Source organism: Flavobacterium hankyongi, from assembly GCF_036840915.1.
Classification (GTDB): domain Bacteria; phylum Bacteroidota; class Bacteroidia; order Flavobacteriales; family Flavobacteriaceae; genus Flavobacterium; species Flavobacterium hankyongi.
On record NZ_CP085725.1, the window covers coordinates 2,574,651 to 2,599,528 of the forward strand.

A 24,878-nucleotide genomic window follows, 5' to 3' on the forward strand; every position below is an offset into this window, starting at 1 on the left:
CTATGTTGATAACCTAAATTTGTGGGTTTATGGAAAGAAAAATACTATCTAAATTACAGCTTACTTTTGTCTTTGTTTTGATATTACTTCAAGGCAAAGTTTTTGCGCAAATAGGAGCCCCTAATTTTGTGTTTACACAAATGTGTGCAGAGCCACCGCCCTATCCAACAAATTTTAATGATTTTACCATCAATTTTACATTTTCTGGTGCTGGAACCTACGTATTAGAAATGTCAGATGCTAATGGGTCTTTTTTAACAACTCCACTACCATCTCTAACAATAATATCTTCACAAACAACAACTAGCCCTGGAAGTTTCAATTTTAGATTACCAAGTAATTTAGTAGGAAGTGATAAATATAAGTTTAGGATTAAAAATACAGCAACAAGTCCCGCTACTGCTGGACCATCAAGTGGCGCTGTACCAAACCCTGATCCAAATTTACCTAGTAGAACAGGTATTTCGGCTTATTATAAAGCGTTTATAGATGACTTTTCAATAAATAATGGTGCTTCTACACTCTATCTTTGTGGATCTGGTAGCATAAACCTAATTGTAGACCCTACGACGCCTGGAAACCCATCTCCTTTAGATATTACGCCAGCATTAAAATACAGATGGTATAAAGATGATGTTGTAGTTGCAGGGCAAACCGGATCAACATTAACAGTAAATACACCAGGCACTTATCAAGCTTTTATAGAATACGGACCTTGTACAACCCTATCTTCTTTCTATTGTTCAAAAAAAGTTCAGGTAGTACCAAGTCCAACAGGTCAAACATTTACAATCACATCAAGTGGTGGAACTAGTATATGTCCTTCAAATCCAACAACATTGAGTGTTCAATCTGGTTATACTTATCAATGGTATCGCAATGACGTTGCTATTGCTGGTGCAACTTCGAGTACTTATGTTACTGCACAATCCGGAACTTATAAAGTAGTTATCGGGCAAGGAAGTTGTGCTGCTACATCAAATACAATTACACTAACAGCAGAAACCTTTAATACAACTCTTGATGTTGTATTAGACCCTGGATTTAATTTTATTGATGATGGCGAGATAAAAGTAATAACCGCTACTACAGACGCGGTATCTCCTACATTTGAGTGGTATTTAGCGGGAAATCCAGTAGCTTTATCTACGACAAATACATTAACAACATCATTACCAGGAAAATATACATTGAAGGTTACACAAACTGGAGCAACATGTAATTTCCCTTTGGAATATAAGTTTACTATAAAAATTGGAATTGATCCTACAGATGTTCCTAATACAATAAGTCCTAATAATGACGATGTAAATGATACTTGGATCATACCACAAGAATATATTGCGGATAACATAGAGATTTTTATTGTTGACTCTTTTGGAAAAGAAGTATTAAAAACAAAAAATTACGAGAACAATTGGCCCCAAACCACTGTCGAATTTAAATCTGTAAATCCCGTTTATTATTATATTATTTCAAAAGACGGAAGCGCAGTTAAAAAAGGATCGATTACCATAATCAAATAACGTATGAGAAAAGGATTATTATGTTTTGTTTTGATGTTATGTTTATTTGATGCCGCTCTTGCACAAACAGGAGACGGCGTTATGTCATTTGATGTACCAGCAAAAAATTCATTAAAATTTAATAAATTTTTAATTAATCCTACTTTCTCGTTTGTAAGAGAAGATGAATCGTTTATTAGTTTTTTAAACAAAAGGCAATGGACAGGTTTTCAAGACGCTCCTACTTCTTATTTTTTTAGCTACTCAGGTAGATTTAGAGAGCAAAATGGTGTTGCAATTGGAGCATTTCAAAGAAATCGTGGTTCCTTAACTTCATTTGGAGTTGTTGCGAACTTTGCCAGAAGTATAGAAATGTCAAATGAAAGTAGTTTCGCTTTTGGTCTTAATTTAGCTTATGTAAATAGTGGTTTAAATACAGGAAAAGTCAAAGTTAATGATCAAACAGATCTTTCATTACAAAACGTTCCTAAAAATTCATTAGTAACAATTAATCCTGGAATAAATTATAGCACAGGCTTTATAGATTTAGGTTTGAGCGCTAACAATATTTTTACTTATAATTTTAACAATTCAGAAGTTGTGCCAGATGATCCGATGAGAGGAGCTGCTGCACATATTATGTATACAGGATACATGTATAATTCTGGCCTTTTTGAAAATGGCAAGTTTACTGCATTAATTAAAGGAGAAATGGGTAAAGAAAAAACTGTTTTTTCTGGCTCAATTTTAGTCAATGCTCCCAAAGCAGGTTGGTTTCAAGCTGGCTATAATGGTTTATATGGTGTTTCTGGTGGTTTAGGTTTAATTATAGCAAAGAAAATTTCTTTAGGTTATGTTGTAGAAAAAGGATTAGGTAGCTACTCTAATTTTGGTTTATCTCATGAAATTACTTTAGCTTATAAAATCAGAGGGTATGGAGATTATGAAGATGCAGGACCTATTGTTAAAGCCAGTAATAAAACAAATCCTTATAAAAAACCAGTTGCAGTTAAGAAAAAATCTCCTGCAGAACTTAAAAAAGAACGTGATGCTCAGTTAGCATTAAAGGCACAGCAAGAAAAAGACCGTTTAGAAGCAGAGCGTCTACGTAAAGAAAAAGAATTAGCTGAAGCAAAAGCGAAAGCAGAAGCAGCAGCTAGATTAAAAGCAGAACAAGATAAAGCTCTTGCAGAAGCAAGAGCGAAAGCAGAGGCAGAAGCAAGACTTAAAGCAGAGGCAGATAAAGCTAATGCAATATCAGAGACAGAACGTTTACGTAAAGAAAAAGAAGCAGCTGCATTACAAGCTAAATTAGATGCCGATGCAAAAGCGAAAGAAGCAGCTGAACGATTAAGAGCGGAACAAGAAAGAGCTCGTTTAGAAGCTGAGCGTTTACGTAAAGAAAAGGCAGATGCAGAAGCTAGAGCTAAAGCAGATGCTGCTGCTCAAGCTAAATTAGAAGCAGAAAGATTAGCAAAAGAAAAAGCAGATGCTGCAGCTAGATTAAAAGCTGAACAAGACCGTTTAGCAAAAGAAGCTGCAGATGCACTAGCAAGAGCTAAAGCAGAATCTGATGCAAAAGCAAAAGCTGAGGCGGAAAGAATTGCAAAAGAGAAAGCTGAAGTTGCCCGATTAGCTAAAGAGAAAGCAGATGCTTTAGCAAGGGAAAAAGCTGAGGCAGACAGATTAGCGAAAGAAAAAGCTGATGCGGAAGCTAAGACCAAAGCAGAAGAAGCTGCTCGTTTAAAAGCGGAATCTGATGCAAAAGCAAAAGCAGAAGCGGAAAGAATAGCAAATGAAAAAGCAGAAGCGGCTCGCTTAGCTAAAGAAAAGACAGATGCAGAGGCTAGAGCTAAGGCAGAAGCTGCAAGATTGGCAAAAGAACAAGCAGATGCTGCTGCAAAAGCAAAAGCAGAAGAAGCCGCTCGTTTAAAAGCGGAATCTGATGCAAAAGCAAAAGCAGAAGCGGAAAGAATAGCAAATGAAAAAGCAGAATCGGCTCGCTTAGCTAAAGAAAAGACAGATGCAGAGGCTAGAGCTAAGGCAGAAGCTGCAAGATTGGCAAAAGAACAAGCAGATGCTGCTGCAAAAGCAAAAGCAGAAGAAGCCGCTCGTTTAAAAGCGGAATCTGATGCAAAAGCAAAAGCAGAAGCGGAAAGAATAGCAAATGAAAAAGCTGAAGCGGCTCGCTTAGCTAAAGAAAAGGCAGATGCAGAGGCTAGAGCTAAGGCAGAAGCTGCAAGATTAGCAAAAGAACAAGCTGATGCGGAAGCTAAGACCAAAGCAGAAGAAGCCGCTCGTTTAAAAGCGGAATCTGATGCAAAAGCAAAAGCAGAAGCGGAAAGAATAGCAAATGAAAAAGCTGAAGCGGCTCGTTTAGCTAAAGAGAAATCAGATGCTGCTGCTCAAGCTAAATTAGAAGCAGATAGATTAGCGAAGGAGCAAGCAGATGCAGCTGCCAAAGCAAAAGCAGAGGAAGCAGCTAGATTAAAAGCTGAACAAGACCGTTTAGCAAACGAAAAAGCAGAAGCAGCTCGATTAGCAAAAGAAAGAGCAGATGCCGAGGCTAAAGCTAAAGCAGATGCTGAAGCTGAAAGACTACTTAAAGAAGCAGAGGCAAAAGCAAGACTTGAAGCCGCTAAGACAGCAGAAGATAAAGAATTAGACAACTTAACTCAAGTAATTGACGACTCTAAAAAATACCAAACCGAATCATTAAATAAATTTGAGAATATGGTTAATGAGAAAGCTAGAGAGTTATCTGAATTACGTAAAGAAAATGACTTATCAGAGCAAGGTATAGCAACAACACAAAAAGAAGTTGAATTCCAAAGTGGTGCTGCAGCAAATAGAGCATTAGAAGCATTAAAAGCAGAAATTAATGAAAATGCTAAAAATCAGGCGGCAAGAATTAAAGAATTCGAAGCATTAGCAGCAGAAAGATTGAAAAAAGTTCCAGGTAAAAATGATCTTTTAAATCAATCATATGCTAGAACATTAGAACAATTAAAAGCAGAAAAAATAGCTTCTGATAAGCAAAATGCTCAATTGTTAACTCGATTAGATCAAATTAAGAGTGAAATTGAAGTTGAGAAAAAACGTCGTATTAAACGTGCAACATTTGACAGTAACCAAACTAAATATGTAAAAGATAGAGCAACGTTAAAACAAATTAAAGAAACAACTTCACCAACAGGACAAACATATACACCTGCAGATTTTGATTATGGTGATGAGGATCAAGCCAATATGCAAATTATCAAAAATATTGACAACGCTGAAGGAGGATTCTATTTAGTTGTAGCAGCTCACAAAGATGAAGCAAAACGTGATGCGTTTATTAAGAAAGCAATTCAAGCAGGTCAAACTAATATTGATTTCTTCTATAATGTAGCAACAGGAACATATTATATCTATTACCAAAAATTCTCTGAAATTCAAGATGCAACATCTGCACTTGAAAACAAAGGAAGTAAAGCAATTAATGCTAAAATGGTAATTGTAAAAATCGAGAAATAACAAAAAAACACGTTAACATTTAATTATCTTTTAAAAAATAATCATAAAAAAATGTTAACTACGTAAAAAATAAATAAATTTATTGCACCAAAACTAAAACGTAACCTTATGAAATTAAAACAGCACTTACTTATCGTTTTAATGATTATTCTCGGCAGCTTAGGTACCTACGCCCAAGTTGCTGTGCCTTTTTCGCAAAGGCTTGCAGGGGGAAGCATTAAAATAAAAGGAGACATTGTGTTTGTTGGAAACAACATTACAAATAGAGCTCCTGCTAATTCTCCTTCGGATGCGAATACTCCTTACAATGGAACTGCCAACAACAATGGTTTAAATTTTGAGTATATCGATGTTGATGGAGACCCCTCAACATTTAGTTCGAGTACTGCCAATTTAAATATTTCGACAAGCTGTAAAAGAATTGTGTATGCAGGTTTATATTGGACTGCAACCTATCCTTTTGAACGATCTGGTTCTAACGGAGATGGTTCATCTTCAAATTATACAGGTTCTCCAAGAAATAATACTTGGAACCAAGTAAAGTTTAAAGTACCAGGTGGTGCCTATGTTGACTTAATCGCAGATAATGCTGCCGACCCAGTGGGTGATGAGGATAGTATTATTTTCGATGGCTTTAATGCAGCTAATCCAAATAATTCTTTTTATGCAGCGCCATACGTTTGTTATAAAAATGTTACTAGTTTAGTACAGGCTCTAGCAAATGCAAATGGAACTTATGCAGTTGCAAATCAAAGAGCAGCTAGAGGTATTCGCCCAGATGGTATTTCGAGTGGATGGTCATTAGTAATTATTTACGAAAGCCCAACATTACCTAGTAAGTATATTTCTGTTTTTGATGGTTATGCAAATATTTATGACGGAATCAACGCAGCAAACGCTGTAGATTTTACTGTTAACGGTTTTCAAACTTTACCTTCACCACTACCAGTTAGAGCTCGTATCGGTGTTTCTTCATTAGAAGGTGATGTGAGTTTAACAAATGATAGATTTAGAATTAAAGCAAATTCTGTTGCAACGTTCTCAGACATATCGAATGCTGTTAATCCAGCAAACAACTTTTTTAATGGTTCCATAAGTAATAATGGAGCAATTGTAACCACAAGAAATCCAAATAGTACCAATACCCTAGGTTTTGATTTAGATATAGTAAATGTAAATAACCCTGGTGGAACTGTTGCTCCTTTTATTGGAGGTACTGTTATTCCTAATGGAGAAACAGGTGCAACACTACGTGTAACTACAAATGGGGATGCTTATGGTACATATCTAGCAACTTTCGATGTTGAAATTATAGAACCTGTAATTTCATTAACTAAAGTAGTTCAAGATATTGCTGGAAACAATATTGGAAATGCCGAAGTACAATTGTGTCAAGATCTTGTATATGTTATAGGTTTTCAAAATATAGGAAATGACGACGCACAAAATTTCACAATTAGAGATGTATTACCAGTAAATGTAACTTTTGATCAACTTACCACCGCTGGAGCTTTACCAGCTGGTGTAACAATTCAGTCTTACAACCCAGGGACAAGAGAGGTTGTATTTGCTATTAATAATAGCTTAGTGCAAATTGGAGATCCAAGGGTTGAGATTAGACTTAGAGTAAAAGTTGTTTGTAGTTGTATAGAAATGGATGATGCTTGTTCTAATTTAATCCAAAATCAAGCGTATGCAACTTATCAAGGAGTTTTAAATACTGCTCAAATTACTGATGACCCAAGTTTATCATCATTTGTAGCTTGTAATTTAGGGGATCCAAGTCCTAGTAACTTCTTAGTTAATCTTGATAACTGTAATTTTACAAGAACTGAGATTCTTTGTGGAGGAAGTATTGTATTAACAGCAGCTAATGGTTATCAAAGTTATACATGGAGTGGTCCTGGTACAATTACACCTGTAGCTGGAACTAATGGACAATCAGTTACCGTTACTCAACCTGGTACATATACTGTTAACGATATCATTAATACTTCACCATGTAAATCCATCGTTGAAACAATTAATGTGATAACTTTTGGTACTGGCTTAACAAATCCAGTTATTCCTTATGCAGATCAAGTAGTTGTTTGTCCAAATAATGGAACTCAATTACCATTAATATTTTTGTGTGGTACAGGAGATTCTCAATTAATCCAAACAAATATTACTGGAGCAACAGGAATTGATTGGTATCAATTAAGTGGAACGTGTACTCCACTTCCTCCTGCTAACTGCCCTAATGAAAATGTAAGTTGTACTTGGAACTTGTTGTCTTCTGGTCCAAATTTTAATGCAACATTTGCTGGACAGTTTAAATTAATTGTTAGATTTCCTGGAGGGTGTGATAGAACATTCTATTTTAATGTTTACGAAAACATACTAAATCCTACTTATGTAAGTAGAGATATTATTTGTAGTACACCAGGTCAAATAACTGTTAACAATGTGCCAGCAGGGTATGAGTATAGTTTAACAGGTGCGCCAGGATCTTTTGTACCTTCAAACATATTTACTATAAATACACCAGGAACATACACAATTTATATTCAACAAATTGGTGTTACTGGAGGATGTGTATTTACAATTCCTAATATTGGTATTAGAGCAAGAAACTTTACAGCTTCTATTGTTCTTACACAACCATTATGTAATGGAGGTAAAGGAAGTATAAATATTGCTGCCAATGATGGAGAGCCTCAATATACTTACACTATTTTACAAGGAGCTACAGTTATTTCAACCGCAGGTCCAATAGTAGCCAATAATTATGTGTTTAACAATTTAAATCCTGGGAATTATACATATCAAGTTACTACTCAAGACGGATGTATTGCAACTGGAAACTTTACAATTAACAACCCTCCTACTTTTACTGTAACAGCGGCTTTAACTAAGCCATTAACTTGTACTGATGGAGAAATCACAGTATATCCAGTTGGTGGAACACCACCATTCAACTACATAGTTACAGGAGCAGTTTCAGTAACTCAATCATCACCAGTAATTGTGGCACCTGTTGCAGGTACTTATAACATTCAAGTGGTTGATTTTAACAATTGTAGTGCTACTACATCAATAGTTGTTTCAAATAATCCTCCACCAGTATTTACTGTTACCTCTTCTAATATTTTATGTTATGGAAATAATAGTGGAAGTATTACTTTTAATGTTGCCAATGCTAATGGTTATACTTTAGGTTATAGTATTACTGGAGCAGCTCCATTTTTCCCAACGCCAAATTTTACAAATTTAGCACCAGGTACTTATACAGCTATTGTACAATACACTTTAGGAACATCAGTTTGTCTTAGTACTCCACAAGCCATTACAATAACTCAACCTACTCAAGCATTAACCGCTTCAGGTGGAGTAGCTGCTGTTGCTTGTGCTTCTAATGGAGGTAATGGTATTGTAAGAATTACAAACGTTCAAGGTGGTACACCTTATCCTGCACCTAATTTTTACCAATATAACTTTGGCTCTGGATATCAAAATTCTAATCAAGCAAATTTACCTCCTGGCACGTATACTATTTCTGTTAGAGATGCTAATTTGTGTGAATATTTTATGACAGTAACTTTGGATCCTATCCCTGCTGATCCTACTATAAATGTTGGTACACCAGTTTTTAACTGTAATGGTACAGCAACTAGTACAGTTACTGTAAATAACGGAACAAGTAGTTATACTTACACATATTCTATTAATCCACCTTTAGTACCACCGCATAATCCTACATCTAATGTTTTTCAAAATGTTCCATGTGGTAATTCGGTAGTAACAGTAAATTATACATTAGTTTCACCACCAACATTTAGTAATCTACTTCGTGAAGATTTTGGACAAGGTGATGATACCACTTCACCAGGAATTAATCCTGCATATTGTTTTGAGAGACAAATAAATAATGCTTCAATTTATTGTAAAACTGGTCCTGAAATTAATGACGGTGATTACAGTGTTACTAAAAAAATATTATTCCCATTTGGTGCATGGTATAATTTCTTAGATCATACTTCTAATGGTACAAATCCAAACGGAAGATTCCTTGCTATCAACATTGGTGGTGTTGCTGGTGTTGGAGGAATTTTATACAGTAAGCCAATTGCTGACATTATTCCAAACCAAGACATTAAAGTATCTTTATGGGCAGCTAATTTATTAAAAATCGATCCTTCAAATACACAAAGTCCGCCAGACTTAACTATTCAATTAGTTAAAGATTTAGGTTTACCTTCACAGACTATTATTGCAACTTCGAATACTGGAAATATTCCAAAATCGAATGCTTGGATTAATTACCAGTTAACTTTAAATCCTGGACCAAATACAAATTTGAGCTTTGTAATTCGCTCTAACATTGCAGTTACTAGTGGAAATGATGTAGTTATTGATGATATTGAAGTTTATCAATTGCCAGTTGCTTGTTTGACAACTAGAAACTTCCCTATTAACATTCCTTGTAATCAAGCATTTACTTCGCAAGTTACAGGTCACAGAGATGTAAGTTGTGCAGGTGCAAATGATGCAACAATTACTATTGCAGCTCAAAATTTTAATACAACTAATGGATACCAAGTTTCTATGAATAATGGAGCAACTTGGACAACTTATTTCACATCACCAGTAACAATTCCAGTTCCTGCAACAGGATATCCAGGTTTCGTTTTGGTTAGATATGATTCAACACCAGGTAATGCCGCATGTAGTTTTAATTTACCACAAACAATTATTACTCCATCACCTTTAGTGTTGTCTGCAACAGCAACTCCAGCAACATGTGTTATAGGTGCAACAATAACAGCTGCTGCCTCTGGTGGTACTCCAGCTTACCAATATCAATTAACTAATTCTTTAGGAACAGTAATAGTTGCATATCAATCTAATAATGTATTTAGCAATGTTGCTCCTGGAAGTTATATTGTGGTAGTAAGAGATTTTAATTTATGTAGTACTAATTTCCCTATTACAATTTCTTCACCACCAACATTATCTGCAACGATTGCAGCCTCTTCTGACTTTTGTTATGATACGGTTAATTCAGCAACACTTGTAGTTAATGCTTCTGGAGGTACTGCTCCATACCAGTACAATATTAATGGAGGTCCTTTTGGTTCAAATAATACATTTGGCTCTTTAACTCCAGGAAATTATACAATTATAGTTAGAGATTCTTTTGGATGTACATTTACATTACCTGCACAGACTATAAATCCTCAACTTACTTTAAGTACGAACTTAACTAAAGATCTTGATTGTACTGTATCACCAAATGCAGTGATTACAGGAACAGTTACAGGAGGATACCCAGGATATACTTACACTGTTAATGCCGGTGGTTCAGTTCCAGTTCCTGCGTCTGGAATATTTACATATTCTACGGCAACACCTGGTACGTATAACTTTGTAGTTACTGACTCTAGAGGATGTGTAACTGCAACATCATCTGTAACAATTGCACCTTTATCGTTACCTCAAATTACTTCGGTTACGCAAACACAACAAATTTTATGTAATGGCGATAGTACAGCAGCTATTAATGTAGTTATTAACACATCAGTAGGTACTGCTCCTTATGTTATTAATGTACAAAATACAACAACAGGAACAAATTATGGTACACAAACTACAGGTTTACCAGTAGGCAACTACCTAATTACCCTGACTGATGCTAAATCATGTACAGATACCGAAACAATTACCATTACACAACCAGCTCCATTAAACTTTACAGCTGTTGTTAATCCTATGACTTGTACAGCGACTGGAACATCTTTAGGATCTATTTGTGTAAATGGATTAACAGGTGGAACAGCTCCATATACTTATATACTTGATGATTTAACAGGTGGTACTGGTACACAAACTTTTGTTACACCAATACCAGTAAATCACTGTTTTATAAATATTGATTTTGGTATTTACAACTTGAGCGTAGTAGATGCTAATGGTTGTACATTAGTTAGAACTAATTTAATAATGTCGTCTCCACCAAGTGATTTAAATATTCAAATTAGTACTTCAATTGCATCTTGTGCAGCTGGTGGTACAGCTGTTGTTACTGTTTTACCTATTGTTGCTGGTGGCCCATATATGTTTGGGATTCTAACTATGAATATTCCACCTTATGCAGCTGTTTTTCAATCTGCAGATGCTGGATTTCCTCTACAATCAACATTTAATGGTTTAACTCCAGGAGCTTTATATACATTTGTGGTGTATGATACAACAACTGGTTGTTATTATTTTGAACAAGCAACTGCTACTGTTCCCACTAATTCTACAATGACAGTTAGTTCATTAGTGGCTAATAATGTAACTTGTATAGGTGCCGCAGATGGTAGTGTAACTTTCTCACTAAGCGGTATTGGAGCAGGAGCTACTTCTGTTTCTTATATAGTTTATAATGCATCAACAAATGTTGCAACTACAGTATCAGGTGTTATACCAGCTCCTTTTGTTTTCCCAATAACTGCTGGACCATTAGCACCAGGTAATTATTATATCCAATTAACAGAAAATGGTGGTGTAAATGGAGGTTGTGGTATAACAACAAATCCTTTTACAATTTCTCAATCTTCAACTCCTTTAGCAGTTACTGCTACAGCTACTAATGATGATTGTAATGTAAATGGCGGTTTAATTACTGCTACTGGTACAGGTGGAACGGCACCTTATCGCTATAGTTTTGTATTGTCACCTTTGGGTCCTGGTCCTTTTGGTCTTCCTGGTGTCAACACGGCAAATGTTGAAAGTGGCACTTATAATGTTTATATACAAGATGCAAATGGATGTGTCAGATCAACAACCGTAACGGTTAATCTTGATCCTACACCAGTTATTGCAGCTACTCTAGTTAATGCTTGTGTGGCTCAAGGAACTTATGCTATAAATGTTACTTTACCAACTGCTGGTGTTGGACCTTACACACTTAGTTTAGATGGTGGTGCGTTCGTAACCCATACTTTACCTTATACATATACAGGTGTTTCTTCTGGAACACATACAGTTCAAGTTAGAGACTTTAATGGTTGTGGTAATACAGTTAGTGTGACAATTTTAAACCCATTAGCTGCTGCTGCAGCATTTACAACGCAACCTACTTGTAATAACCCTAACGGTCAAATTACAGTAACTACTACTGGGGGTTCTGGAAATTATAGTTATAGTATTTCACCTAATCCAGGTGGAACTATTACCTTATCAACTAATGTATTTAGTAATGTTCCTCCAGGATCATATACTATAACAGTTACAGATACTACAACTGGTTGTACTACAACAGCTCCAGCTAATTTAGCTGCCCCAGTTCCAGTTACATTTACAACAACAACTACTCCGGTAGTGTGTATTGGTGATTCGAATGGAACAATTACAGTTAATTTATCGGCTGGAAACAATAATCCTGCTTATACTTACGAGATAATACCAGGTACTGGACCTCAAACGTCAAACGTGTTTACAGGCCTGGCAGCTGGAAGTTATTCAGTTATTGTAACTTCGGGTAGAGGATGTTCAACAACTACTCCAAATGTTATTGTTGGACAGCCAACGATAATAAATATACCTTCACCTTCAGTTACTCAATTTGCGTGTAACGCTGGCACAAATACTAATAATCTAGCAACAATTACCGTTAATGGTGTTACTGGCGGTACAGGTACATATAATATCTACGAGTTTATACTTGCGGGTACTGTTGTACAATCTGGAACTAGTAATGTATATAATACAGCAAATACTGCTGGAGGTACATATTCTATTAATGTTTATGACTCTAATGGATGTATTGGAAGCACAACTGCAGTAGTTAATCCATATATCAGTATTTCTAATCCTGTGATTACAGTAATTAACCCTATCACTTGTACTACTTTAGAAACTATCTCAGTTAGTGTAACTACTACTGGAGGCGTTCCACCTGTATACAATTATACAATTAATTCAATACCTGCTGGATTTACTCAATCTAATACAACAGGAATATTCACTGGTTTAGCAGTAGGTGATTACATGATAACTATAACTAATCCTACAACTAATTGTAGTATTGAAAAAATTCACTATGTGTTTGATCCAAATACTTTTGATTTAAATGCTAATTCTATAATAGATGTAAGTTGTTTTGGTGGAGCAAATGGAAGTGTGACTTTAACATTTCTAGATAATCAATTAGTTCCAAACAACGATGCTGGCCCTTTTAGTTACATTGTAACTAATACTACTACTGGCGTATCTACTTCAGGAACTAGCTTGACTGCTGGACCAACAGTAATTTCGGGCTTAAATGCTGGACTTTATACAGTAACAGCTACTTTAAATAATGCGCCAAACTGTACGGTTAGTACTAGTTTTACAATTAACCAACCAACTATAGCTTTGAGTTTAGCAACCACTACTACATCGATTACTTGTTCTCCTGGTAATGATGGAACCATTACAGCTGTGGCTACAGGGGGTTGGCCTAGTATATATGAGTATCAATTAGAGTTAGGAGCTTCAATTATACAAGCATATAGTATAAATAATCTTTTTACAGGGCTTGCCCCAGGAAACTACACAGTAAGTGTAAGAGATTCTAAAGGTTGTGTATTTGCTGTTAATGTGCTAATGTCTGTTCCAGTGCCAATTAATACAACTGTAACACCAAGTACAACTTTATTGGCTTGTTATGGTGATACTAATGCTTCGATAACAATCGCTTACCCAACAGGTGGGCAAGGAAGTAACTATTCGTATTATTTTAATACTTTGGGTTCAAATCCAAGTTCATCTGGACCTATTGCAATGCCTTTAGCTGGAGCAACAATTACAGGTTTAGGTGCTGGAACGTATAATGTAACAATTACTGACGGTTTCAATTGTACATTTACATCAGCTAATATTGTAATCAATCAACCAACAGAAGTTAATGCTTCATTAGTTGTAACAAACACACCTACTTGTAACAATCCAACTGTGTTGACATTAACTGCTACTGGAGGTACAGCACCTTACACGTATAGTGCTGATGGTGTAACATACAGCGCAGCGACATTTAACCCTTCCGTTACAATTAGCATTGCTGCTGGAACTACTGGAGTATTCCATTATTTTGTACGTGATGCAAACGGATGTGTTAGCGTTGTTTCAAACGACATTCAAATTAATCCAATACCAGCAATGACATTATCTACGTTAACACAAGGAAATATACTTTGTGGTGGAAGTGCAACTGGTACAATAACAGCTGTTGCTCAAGGTGGTTTAGGAAATTATACCTATTCTCTTGTAGATGCTGTAGGAAATCCAATTGCTGTTGGAACACAAGCAACACCGGGAGTATTCACAAACTTACCAGCTGGTACATATTATATTCATGTAGTAAGTACAAACGCTTTTGGTAGTTGTATATATACGTCAGGATCAGTAACAATTACTGAGCCGCCTGTGTTTGTAGTTAATTATGCTTTACAAAATGTTAAGTGTAATGGCGGTAGTGATGGTACGATAACAGTTACTACAACTGGTGGAACTGGTATAGTGAAGTATGCTATTAGTCCTAATTTAAATCAGTTTATCGATCTTCCTGCAAATGGTCTTGTTGGTAATTTAGCTGCTGGTAATTATACAATTATAGTTCAAGATCAAAACGGATGTTTTGATCAATATAGCTTTACAATTTCTGAACCTACAATTTTAGGTGCAAGTATTGCTAATATTATACCTGAAGTTTGCGCGGAGGATAATGCAGGTAGCTTTGATGTTGTAAATATTGTTGGTGGTACTGCACCATACACTGTATCTTACAATGTAATATATTCTGGCACAACAACAGTTGTAAATGGTCCTGTAATTAATTTAGCTTCAGGTGTTACTTCTTGGTCGTTTACTGGTTTACAAGGAGGTGAGTATGAAGTAATTGTTACTGATGCAAATGGATGTACTTATTCTACACAATTGCTTATTGATCCGGGAGTACAGTTTACTCCAGTTGCGATTCCAACATTCCCTTGTGATAATAATGGTGCTTTCCCATCTGTTGTAGTTGAGGTGTTTAATTCTGATAATACACCATCTAATAACTTTACACCACTATCTGATTATCAATTTGCTTTAGATGACATAACAATGGCTACTGCACAAGCTAGTAATATATTTACGTCGGCTACATATCCAGCTTTGTTAACACCAGGTAATCACATAATTTATGTTATGAATGCTAATGGATGTGGACCTAAGCCAGCAGTTTTCACAATTAATGCAACTGATGTTGATCCTTTAATGTGGCAAGGTCCTGGTCTTGTACAAGGTGGTTTGAATGAAATTGTTGCTAATGTTACAGGTGGTACACCTCCTTATACATATGATTTTAATGGTCACAATAATGGTAATGATAATAGTTATATTTACGATGCGACAGGGCCTTATACTGTTACAGTAACTGATGCGGCTGGTTGTTTCATAACAATGACTAAACCATTTATATTTTATCCAATTGAAATTCCTGATGTATTTACTCCAAATGGTGATGGTGAGAATGACGAATGGTATCCACACTTCGTAGATGAATTTAATTATCCTAATTTAATTACAAAAATTTATGATAGATACGGTCGTTTAGTTGCTGAACTTAATGTGAATCAAAAATGGAACGGTAAATATCATGGTAATGAATTACCTACTGGTGATTACTGGTATGTTCTTAAAGTTGACGGAAATGATGGTCAAGAATTTGTGGGTCACTTCACGTTGTACAGATAATTTATAATAGAATAACACTATGATATTAGCTCCAAATAATATTTTAAGAAAAGGAAAACTGTTAGCAGCATTGACGCTGCTAACAGCTTCCAATTTATTTGCTCAGGAATTTAATGTACCAGTAGCAACGCAATATCTTGCTGATAACCCTTTTGTTTTATCGCCTACCTATGCAGGTATAGGAGATAATATTCGTATACGTGTAAATGGTTTTTCGCAATGGGTAGGAATTAAAGATGCTCCCCAAAACCAAGCTATTTATGCTGATTTTAGAGTTTTTGAACAATCTGGTTTAGGGATATCTTTGTATAATGATAAAAATGGATACACAAGACAAACAGGTGGTAAATTAACCTTTGCGCATCACATTATTTTAGATTATCCATCACGTCAATATTTATCTTTTGGTTTATCATATAATTTAAATAATTTTAGAATAGAAACTGATAAAATTAAAACTTTTGACAGTAAAATTCTTAACGACAGATATACTGCAAATGATAACTTTGACGTTGGTTTACTATACCGTAATAAAGAATTTTGGGTTAATTTCAACGCAAGTAACTTATTAAATAAGGATATTAAAAACTATTTTAAAGAAGAGCCAAATTTGTTGCGTTTTTATCAAGTATATACAGGTTATACATATAAAAGCTACCGTGACAGTAAATTAGAAATTGAACCGTCGGCTTATTTTCAACATTTCGAAAGTGATGGACGTTCATTCTTGGATTTAAATGCTAAATTCAGATATCTAGATAATCAACGAACTGGCTATTTCTGGTTAGGTGCAACGTATCGTATGCTAATTGACCAACCTTTTAAACCTTTGACTGTTGGTCCAATGGTTGGACTTAAAAAAGGTGGTTTTTATGCTGGATATGCTTATCAAATCACAACAAATGAATTGTCTAGTTACAATTCTGGGACGCACATGATTACTCTAGGGTGGGACTTCTTCCAAGGATTAAGTAATTGTCCATGTACGCAATCTTCTCTTGCAGTAGATTAATATTTTAAAATAAATAATACCTTAATGAAAACAATTAACGATTTCAATTTTCACAATAAAAAAGCAATAATCCGTGTTGATTTTAATGTTCCATTAGATGAAAACTATAACGTTACTGATGCAACACGTATTGAAGCTGCTAAACCTACTATCGATAAAATTCTTAACGAAGGAGGCAGCGTGATTTTGATGTCGCATCTAGGTAGGCCAAAAGGGAAACAAGAGGAATTTTCCTTACAACATATTGTTGATACTACAGCGCAAATTTTACAGGTGCCAGTAACTTTTGCTTCAGATTGTATTGGACACGTTGCTGAAAATGCAGCTCATCATTTAAAACAAGGAGAAGTTTTGCTTTTAGAAAATCTTAGATTTTATAATGAAGAAGAAGCTGGTGATGTTGAGTTTTCTAAAAAGCTAGCTTCACTAGGTGATATTTATGTTAACGATGCCTTTGGTACAGCACATAGAGCTCACGCATCAACTACAATAATTGCTCAGTTTTTTCCTGAAAATAAATGTTTCGGATTATTATTAGCAAAAGAAATTGAAAGTCTTAACAAGGTTTTAAACAACAGTGTTAAGCCAGTCACTGCAGTTTTAGGAGGTAGTAAAGTGTCTTCTAAAATTACAGTTATCGAAAATGTTTTAGATAAAATTGACCACATGATTATTGGTGGAGGTATGACTTTTACTTTTATCAAAGCATTGGGTGGGAAAATCGGTAACTCATTATGTGAAGATGACAAACTTGAGCTTGCACTTGATATACTTAATAAAGCTAAAGCCAAAGGAGTTCAAATTCATTTACCCGTCGATGTTATTGCTGCCAATAAGTTTGCAAATGATGCAGAGACTCAAGTGATTGATGTTAATTCAATTCCTGATGGATGGCAAGGACTTGATGTGGGACCAAAATCTTTGGAATTAATTAAAAATGTTATTTTAGATTCTAAAACAATTCTTTGGAATGGACCTTTGGGTGTTTTCGAAATAGATTCTTTCTCTAATGGAACTATCGAATTAGGTAATTTCATTGCAGAAGCAACTCAAAACGGTGCTTTTTCATTAGTTGGAGGAGGTGATAGCGTAGCAGCAGTAAAACAGTTTGGTTTTGAACCAAAAATGAGTTACGTTTCTACTGGCGGTGGTGCAATGCTTGAAATGTTGGAAGGAAAAACACTACCTGGAATCGCTGCCATATTAAGTTAAAAATTACTCTTTTAACTTTTTTTTAACAAATTTTAAATTATTTGCCTATATGTTTGCATTTCTGACCCAAATCATTGAATGTCAATAACTTATAATCACAGCTTATGATAAAAAAGATTTTTTACCTAGCATTGCTATCTACATTACCGGCTTTATCAGTAACTGCGCAAGATAATTTTCAATCTGAAAATAATGCTGTAAAGCCTGTTTTAAAACTTTCTTACTTAGACTCATTAAAAACGACTTTCGTAGTAGACGATATGACTACTTGTGTGGATAGTTTATGGTTGAAAGAAGTAACTAGTCTTCAAAATTTTGACGAAATGTATGCAGATGTTAAAAACATCGATACAAATACACCAGTCGATTATGAACTTCCTACTGAAGTTTTCAAAGAAAGATTACGTTTGATGGACGAGAAATCTCCGTTTAACATCGAGTATAATCCTCAGTTAGAAAATCTGGTTAAAAACTTCCTAAAAAATCGTAAACGATCGTTTGAAAGATTAATGGGAATTTCGCAATACTATTTTCCAATGTTTGAAGAGGCATTAGCAAAGTATAATGTTCCTCTTGAAATTAAATATTTGGCCATTGTAGAATCTGCTTTAAATTCAAAAGCCGTTTCACGTGTTGGAGCTACTGGTTTATGGCAATTTATGTTTCAAACAGGCAAGCAATACGGTTTAAAAATCGATTCTTATTTAGACGAAAGAAGTGATGCTTTAAAAGCTAGTGATGCAGCTGCTCGCTATATGAGTGGAATGTATAAAATATTTGGTGATTGGGAATTGGTCCTTGCTTCATATAATTCGGGCGCAGGAAATGTTTCAAAAGCGATTCGTCGTTCTGGTGGTCATCAAAATTTTTGGAACATTAAAAAATTCTTACCTCGTGAAACACAAGGATATGTTCCAGCTTTCTTAGCTACAATGTATATTTTCGAATATCACAAAGAACACGGAATTACGCCTAATAAAGCTATTGTAAATCATTTAGCAACAGATACAATTGCAATTAAAAAGAAAATGTCTTTCAAGCAATTAGCTGATTTATTAGATATGCCTGTTTCACAGATAGAGTTTTTAAATCCGTCATATAAAATGAAAGTGGTTCCTTATGTAACGAATCAAACTAATTTTATAACATTACCTAAAGATAAAGTTGCTGTCTTTACTTCAAACGAAGATAAAATGTATGCTTATGTTGATTATGAAGAAAGCAAACGCGAAAAACAATATGCGCCAAAACCAAGAGTTAGAATTGTTAGGGATTCTATTGGCGTAGAGCAAAAAGTAGAGGAGGCTGTTGCTGAAGTCGAAACTACTAAAACCATAACCAAAACTAAATATCATACGGTTAGACGTGGTGATGTCTTGGGTGATATAGCTGAAAAATATGATGTTTCCATAGCTGATATTAAGAAATGGAACAAAATGAAAGGAAATAATGTTCAGTTAGGGAAAAGATTGAAAATTGTTTCGAATGTTGATCCTGTTTTAGCTGAAAATACAAAAGCTGATAAAACAAAAACAACAAAACAAGATAAATCAATTGCTCAAAATGATAAAGTTGCTAAATCTGAGTCTAACACAGTTACTGAAGGTAAAGCAGAAGAGCACATTGTAAAACAAGGTGAAACTTTAACTGCAATTGCTAAAACTTATCATTTGTATGTAGCCGACTTGAAGAAATGGAACAATCTTAAAGATTCTAACATTAAATTAGGTGATAAGTTAAGATTAAAAGCATCAGAAGATGAAGTTGCTTCAACTGAAACTGAAAAACCATCTGATCTATATGTTGTAAAAAAAGGAGACAACCTTATCGAAATTGCCAACAATAATAATGTTACAGTAGAAGATTTAAAACAATGGAACAATTTAGTTTCAACAAACGTAAAAGTGGGAGACAAATTGAAAGTTGTAAAAGGATCAACTCAAACAGTGGTAGAAAATACTAAAAAGAAAAGTCGTTTTGAAGATCTAAAAATGTATGTAGTACAAAAAGGGGATTCATTATTTATAATTTCACAAAAACATAAAACTACGGTTGCTGAAATTAAAAAGTTAAATGATTTACAAGACGAAAACATTAAGCCAGGAATGAAGCTTAAAATAAAAGGATAAAGAAAAGGGAATCTATTTAGATTCCCTTTTTTATTATAACTTTGATTAAAATATATCCCCAATGAGTATAGAATTTAAAATAAAGTCTTTTGAGGCACTTTCTACAGTTGAGTTATATGAAATAGTAAAACTACGAATTGAAGTGTTTGTGGTGGAGCAAAATTGCGTTTATCAAGACATTGATGGGAAAGATCAAAAAGCAATTCATGTTTTAGGATATTACAACGGTGAACTAGCAGCTTATTGTCGCATTTTTGATGCTGGATATTATTTTGATGAAGCTTCTATTGGGAGGGTTATTGTTTCTCCAAAATACAGAGATATGAAATTTGGTCACGACTTAATGAAAGTGGCTATTGAGGCTGTAGAGAACAACTTCAATAAAAAACAAATTACCATATCTGCCCAAATGTATTTACAGAAATTCTACGAAAGTCACAGGTTTGTAAAAACTTCAGAAATGTACTTGGAAGATGATATTCCGCACATTCAAATGAAAATTCAGAAGTAGCCTAAGTTGTTTAGTATCGTCAGTTCAAGTAGCGAAGCGTATCGAGAACTATTTTATACAAGAATTACTGTAACAATATTTTATTATATTCCGGCTGATTATTAAGTAGTGAAGTTGCTTTTTTAATCTCAATATCATTTTTAAGATAATAATCATACAACCCTTCACGGTAGTTGTAGCGTGTAATGATTTCTGCTTTAAGCAATTTCATTATCTCAGCTTTGTATTTGTCTAATTGTGATTCTTCTGCTTTTTGAATAGCCGAAGCCAAAGCATCGTATTGCAATTTTATAGAAGCATCAATATTCTCCTTTTTTGCTTCCGATAAAACATCTTTTAATAGCAATTCAGACTTGGTGTCAAAAGTGAAGTTTTTAGCTTTTAAAAAGGCTTTAAACTGAATATAATCTGCATCTGTAATTTCTTTTAATGCATTGTTTTTTTGAACATATTGCGTTGCATAGTCAAAGAATGCATCGTTACGCTGTAAGGCATCAACAATAACATTTGTTTTTGTTTCCGAAAGTTCGATGTCAGGTTGGATTCCTCCTCCATCATAAACCGTTCTTCCTTTTTTGGTTTTAAAGGCATTATAGTTTTTGGCTTCAGTACGTATTGCTTTGCCCGAAGCATCTCTTTTAGAATAATCTAACGCCTGAATACATCTGCCAGAAGGAGTGTAGTATCTAGAAATAGTAACCTTAAGTTGCGTTCCGTACGTCAAGTCAAGTGGTCTTTGTACTAATCCTTTACCAAAACTTCTGCTTCCAATAATTACAGCTCTGTCTAAATCCTGTAGAGCACCAGCCACAATTTCACTTGCCGAAGCACTTTTTCCATCAACTAAAATAGCCAAAGGAATTTGTGTGTCTATTGGTTGTCGAGTTGTTTTGTAAGTGTTGTTATGCTTTTGAATTTTAGATTTTGTGGTAACAATAGTTTCTCCGTTAGGAACAAATAAATTGCAAATATTTACAGCTTCGCCCAATAAACCTCCAGGGTTTCCTCGTAGGTCAAGGATAATTCTTGTTGCGCCTTGATCTTTCAGTTTTTCTAAAGCATCTTTGGTTTCTGATGAGGCTTTGGCACTAAACTGAGAAAGTACAATATAACCCGTTTTGTCATCGGTTTTACCAAAAAATGGAACAGCTTTAATATCTACTTCTTCTAAAACAATTTGTGCAGAATTTACCTGACCGTTTCGTTTGTATTTAATATCAATTTTAGTGTTTTTACTTCCTTTTAATAACTGAGAAGCATCTTCTTTAAAATCGGTTAGATTTACATCACCTATCTGAATAATTTCATCACCTGCTTTTAAGCCCGCTTTGTCTGCAGGATAGTTTTTGTAAGGCTCACGAATGATTAACTTTCCTTCTTTACGCGATACCAAAGCGCCAATCCCGGTGTATTCTCCAGTGTTGTTAATTTTGAATTTAGCAACATCTTGTTCATTAAAATAAACAGTGTACGGATCAAGTTCAACCAGCATTGTTTTAATTGCTTTATCCATTAAATCGGCTGGATTGGTTTGATCAACATAGTTCATGTTCACCGTTTTGAAAAGTGTTGTAAAAATTTCAATTTGTTTGGCAATTTCAAAAAAATCCTCTTTGAAACTTACTCCCACAAATAAAAAACCACCTGCAAGCACAGGAAGAATATACCTCTTTTTGATTGTAGCCAACATAATTATCCTTTTTTCTTGAAGAATCTTCGTTTAATGAACGCGAACACTCCTACGAAAATAAGAATAAAGGGCCAAATACTGATGATACTTAACATAAAATTGGACAAACCGTTAAAACCTTCCTTTATAGAGTTCCAAATTTTACCTCCATAGGAAACTGTAGCACCACTTTCTGAAGCATTGTATGTGTACATTTGAATATTGATGGTACTCATCGAAACACGGTTTTGCATGTATTTAAGTTGCCCTTCTTTAGCTTCGATTTCTTCACGAATTTCAGCCAGTTTTTTTTCTATTTCCATCATTTCAGAAACTTTGGTAGCTTTTGCTAACAATTGTAAATAGCGTTCTTCCAGTTTCTTTTTAGATTTCATTCGGGATTCGGTATCTACGTATTCTTCGGTAACATCTTGCTGAGATATTTCTTTTCTGTCGAAATGTTGAACTCCTTTGCTGATATCGGCAATAAAAGAATCAAAGTGCTGACTAGGAATTCGGATTGTTAAATTACGATATACTGATTCATCTGTTTTTCCCGATTCATCATTTTGAATAATAGCTTTGTATTTGGTAATGCCTGTTTTAAGATTTTCGTAAGAAGTATTCAAATCGGTGCTTTGAAAACGTAAATCGGCTGTTTTGATAATTTTGGTTTGTGATTGAGGGGAGCTTACAACAACGGCTGCAGAGTCAACTGCAACAGCTGCTGCTTCATAATTTGCATCTTCTGAAGAAGCAACTTTACTTGGCATTTCAAGTTTCATTAATTGCATTGATGAATTAGCACTTCCTTCTTCAGCATCTTTACAAGAAACAAAAATAATGGCGACAAAAAGAATGATAAATGGTGTACGCATAAGATATAGAATTTATAAGGTTTGACTTACTTAATTCCATATCAAAAATTTAGCCAAAAAATTTAGCGATGCCCTAAGTTAAGAAAAGAGAATGTTTTCAGAGTAAGTAGAATAGCAATGTTTTTAAACCATTTTGTGGTAGTTAATTCGTTAAAAGAGCATTATTGCCAAATATTAAATGTAGATAATAATACTTAATGCTTGGTATGTTTCTATCTTGAGTTGTAGTCTTTGTTCCATCATTATACTCTATTGTAACTTCATTTAGATCAAGTTTATATAGGTTTGAATTACTCCACGATATTGGATTGAACTTAAAGGATTTCTTTGGTTTTATTATTTGATTTTGAATTATAGTTTTTGAACCTAAATATGTTCCATATTCGTCATAGCCATTAGCTTTTAATTTAATTTTTTTAATAGTTTTTTGAGTTAGATTAAAGTATAATCTCTTACCAACAACTTCTTGACTTTCATCATCGAAATAAGAATAAAAACTTAATGCAATAGGCTTGTTTTTAATTTTTTCATAACTAGATTGAGCTAAATTTTTTTCAAGTTTTTCAATCAGAAATGATTTTGATTTTGATTTAGAAAGTATACTGTCTTTTTCAGTATTTGATAATACTTTTATAATATCCTTTATCGAATCATTAACATTTAAAAACTCGGCTTTAGTCTTGTATTTATTTCCGTTGTAGTAAAATACATAATTAGTCTCATCTGGATTATTTTCAATATCTGTTAAAAATACAGGTTGAAATTCAAAAAAAGGAGTTTCATTAATTTTACAATCTACTTTGAAATCTACAAGAAATGTTTGTATTTTCTTATTTTGACCATAAATAATGCTAGAATTAATTAAAAAAACAATCAGAAATAAGATTTTCGGTTTTTGAAACATTTCTTTTTAATTAATAATTCAATTTTCCTACATGACGCATCACACGTAGTGTTTTGTTTTTTCTTCTCTCCACATAAGAAGAAGAGTTAATGGCTTTGTATTTTCTGGGACTCGGTAAAATAGCCGCTATCGATGCTGCTTCATATTTAGTAAGGTTCTTTGCGCTTTTGTGAAACCAATGACGACTTGCAGCTTCGGCACCATAAACACCATCGCCCATTTCTATGCTATTTAGGTAGACTTCCATAATACGTTTTTTACCCCAAATGAGTTCAATGAGTACAGTATAATACGCTTCTAAAGCTTTGCGAACATAACTTCGGCCTTGCCATAAAAAAACATTTTTTGCAGTTTGTTGCGAAATAGTACTTCCCCCTTTTAATTTTTTACCTTTGAGATTACCAGTCATGGCTTTGTTCATTGCAGAAAAATCGAAGCCATTGTGCTTCAGAAATAGTCCGTCTTCACTTGCAACGACAGCTTTTTGTAAGTTCATTGAAATATCATCTAAAGGCACCCAATCGTGACTGCAAACCATTTCCTTACCATCGGCATTATGTTCGAATGCTCTCACAATCATAAGTGGTGTGAAAGGCACTGGAACAAACTTGAATAAGAGAACCAATAAAATAGAGATAACATTAAACCATATGAAAAGCTTTAAAAGAAATTTCTTTACTTTACCCCAAAAGGTTAAGTTTTCCTTTTTTTTAGGTTGTTTGGTATTTTTTGTAGGTGTAGGTTTTTTTGCTGCCATTATATTAAATAGAATAAATGCATTACAAATCTAAAA

Annotated in this window: 11 protein-coding genes; 7 read left to right on the forward strand and 4 right to left on the reverse strand. The window is 34.4% G+C overall.

Features of this window, described 5'->3' with window-relative positions; all coding sequences use genetic code 11:
• Positions 1–29: 29 nt before the first annotated feature.
• From LJY17_RS11840 to LJY17_RS11870, 7 genes are all read left to right on the forward strand, one after another.
• Entirely contained in the window at positions 30–1,526 is a 1,497-nt protein-coding gene (locus tag LJY17_RS11840; protein ID WP_264544031.1) for a gliding motility-associated C-terminal domain-containing protein, read from the forward strand.
• Between the two features lie 3 nt (positions 1,527–1,529).
• Positions 1,530–5,024, forward strand: coding sequence for a PorP/SprF family type IX secretion system membrane protein (locus LJY17_RS11845; protein ID WP_264544032.1), 3,495 nt, complete (start codon positions 1,530–1,532; stop codon positions 5,022–5,024).
• A 108-nt stretch (positions 5,025–5,132) separates the two neighbouring features.
• Positions 5,133–15,770 (forward strand): T9SS type B sorting domain-containing protein, encoded by a 10,638-nt coding sequence (locus LJY17_RS11850; protein ID WP_264544033.1) that lies wholly within the window; start codon positions 5,133–5,135, stop codon positions 15,768–15,770.
• A gap of 19 nt (positions 15,771–15,789) precedes the next feature.
• Entirely contained in the window at positions 15,790–16,782 is a 993-nt protein-coding gene (locus LJY17_RS11855; protein ID WP_264544034.1) for a PorP/SprF family type IX secretion system membrane protein, read from the forward strand.
• Between the two features lie 24 nt (positions 16,783–16,806).
• The gene (locus tag LJY17_RS11860; protein ID WP_264544035.1) at positions 16,807–17,994 is read left to right on the forward strand and encodes a phosphoglycerate kinase; all 1,188 of its coding nucleotides are present in this window, start codon (positions 16,807–16,809) and stop codon (positions 17,992–17,994) included.
• A 104-nt stretch (positions 17,995–18,098) separates the two neighbouring features.
• Positions 18,099–20,123, forward strand: coding sequence for a LysM peptidoglycan-binding domain-containing protein (locus tag LJY17_RS11865; protein ID WP_264544036.1), 2,025 nt, complete (start codon positions 18,099–18,101; stop codon positions 20,121–20,123).
• Positions 20,124–20,184: 61 nt separating this feature from the next.
• A complete protein-coding gene (locus LJY17_RS11870) occupies positions 20,185–20,634 on the forward strand; it encodes a GNAT family N-acetyltransferase (RefSeq protein ID WP_264544037.1) in 450 nt (149 codons plus the stop codon).
• Positions 20,635–20,698: 64 nt separating this feature from the next.
• On the opposite strand, the gene LJY17_RS11875 is transcribed toward LJY17_RS11870, so the two are convergent.
• The 4 genes from LJY17_RS11875 to mtgA form a co-directional block, all read right to left on the reverse strand.
• Positions 20,699–22,324 (reverse strand): S41 family peptidase, encoded by a 1,626-nt coding sequence (locus LJY17_RS11875; RefSeq protein WP_264544038.1) that lies wholly within the window; start codon positions 22,322–22,324, stop codon positions 20,699–20,701.
• Positions 22,325–22,326: 2 nt separating this feature from the next.
• Positions 22,327–23,181 carry a DUF4349 domain-containing protein gene (locus LJY17_RS11880; protein ID WP_264544039.1) on the reverse strand — a complete coding sequence of 285 codons (855 nt, stop codon included), beginning with the start codon at positions 23,179–23,181 and terminating at the stop codon, positions 22,327–22,329.
• A 142-nt stretch (positions 23,182–23,323) separates the two neighbouring features.
• Entirely contained in the window at positions 23,324–24,085 is a 762-nt protein-coding gene (locus LJY17_RS11885; RefSeq protein WP_264544040.1) for a hypothetical protein, read from the reverse strand.
• Positions 24,086–24,095: 10 nt separating this feature from the next.
• A complete protein-coding gene (mtgA, locus tag LJY17_RS11890) occupies positions 24,096–24,842 on the reverse strand; it encodes a monofunctional biosynthetic peptidoglycan transglycosylase (RefSeq protein WP_264544041.1) in 747 nt (248 codons plus the stop codon).
• Positions 24,843–24,878 lie beyond the last annotated feature (36 nt).

What these genes read in the sequence shown, in the direction of transcription:
- LJY17_RS11840 (WP_264544031.1), top strand. Translation starts at nt 30, where the DNA reads ATGGAAAGAAAAATACTATCTAAATTACAGCTTACTTTTGTCTTTGTT.
- LJY17_RS11845 (WP_264544032.1), top strand. Translation starts at nt 1,530, where the DNA reads ATGAGAAAAGGATTATTATGTTTTGTTTTGATGTTATGTTTATTTGAT.
- LJY17_RS11850 (WP_264544033.1), top strand. Translation starts at nt 5,133, where the DNA reads ATGAAATTAAAACAGCACTTACTTATCGTTTTAATGATTATTCTCGGC.
- LJY17_RS11855 (WP_264544034.1), top strand. Translation starts at nt 15,790, where the DNA reads ATGATATTAGCTCCAAATAATATTTTAAGAAAAGGAAAACTGTTAGCA.
- LJY17_RS11860 (WP_264544035.1), top strand. Translation starts at nt 16,807, where the DNA reads ATGAAAACAATTAACGATTTCAATTTTCACAATAAAAAAGCAATAATC.
- LJY17_RS11865 (WP_264544036.1), top strand. Translation starts at nt 18,099, where the DNA reads ATGATAAAAAAGATTTTTTACCTAGCATTGCTATCTACATTACCGGCT.
- LJY17_RS11870 (WP_264544037.1), top strand. Translation starts at nt 20,185, where the DNA reads ATGAGTATAGAATTTAAAATAAAGTCTTTTGAGGCACTTTCTACAGTT.
- LJY17_RS11875 (WP_264544038.1), bottom strand. Translation starts at nt 22,324, where the DNA reads ATGTTGGCTACAATCAAAAAGAGGTATATTCTTCCTGTGCTTGCAGGT.
- LJY17_RS11880 (WP_264544039.1), bottom strand. Translation starts at nt 23,181, where the DNA reads ATGCGTACACCATTTATCATTCTTTTTGTCGCCATTATTTTTGTTTCT.
- LJY17_RS11885 (WP_264544040.1), bottom strand. Translation starts at nt 24,085, where the DNA reads ATGTTTCAAAAACCGAAAATCTTATTTCTGATTGTTTTTTTAATTAAT.
- mtgA (WP_264544041.1), bottom strand. Translation starts at nt 24,842, where the DNA reads ATGGCAGCAAAAAAACCTACACCTACAAAAAATACCAAACAACCTAAA.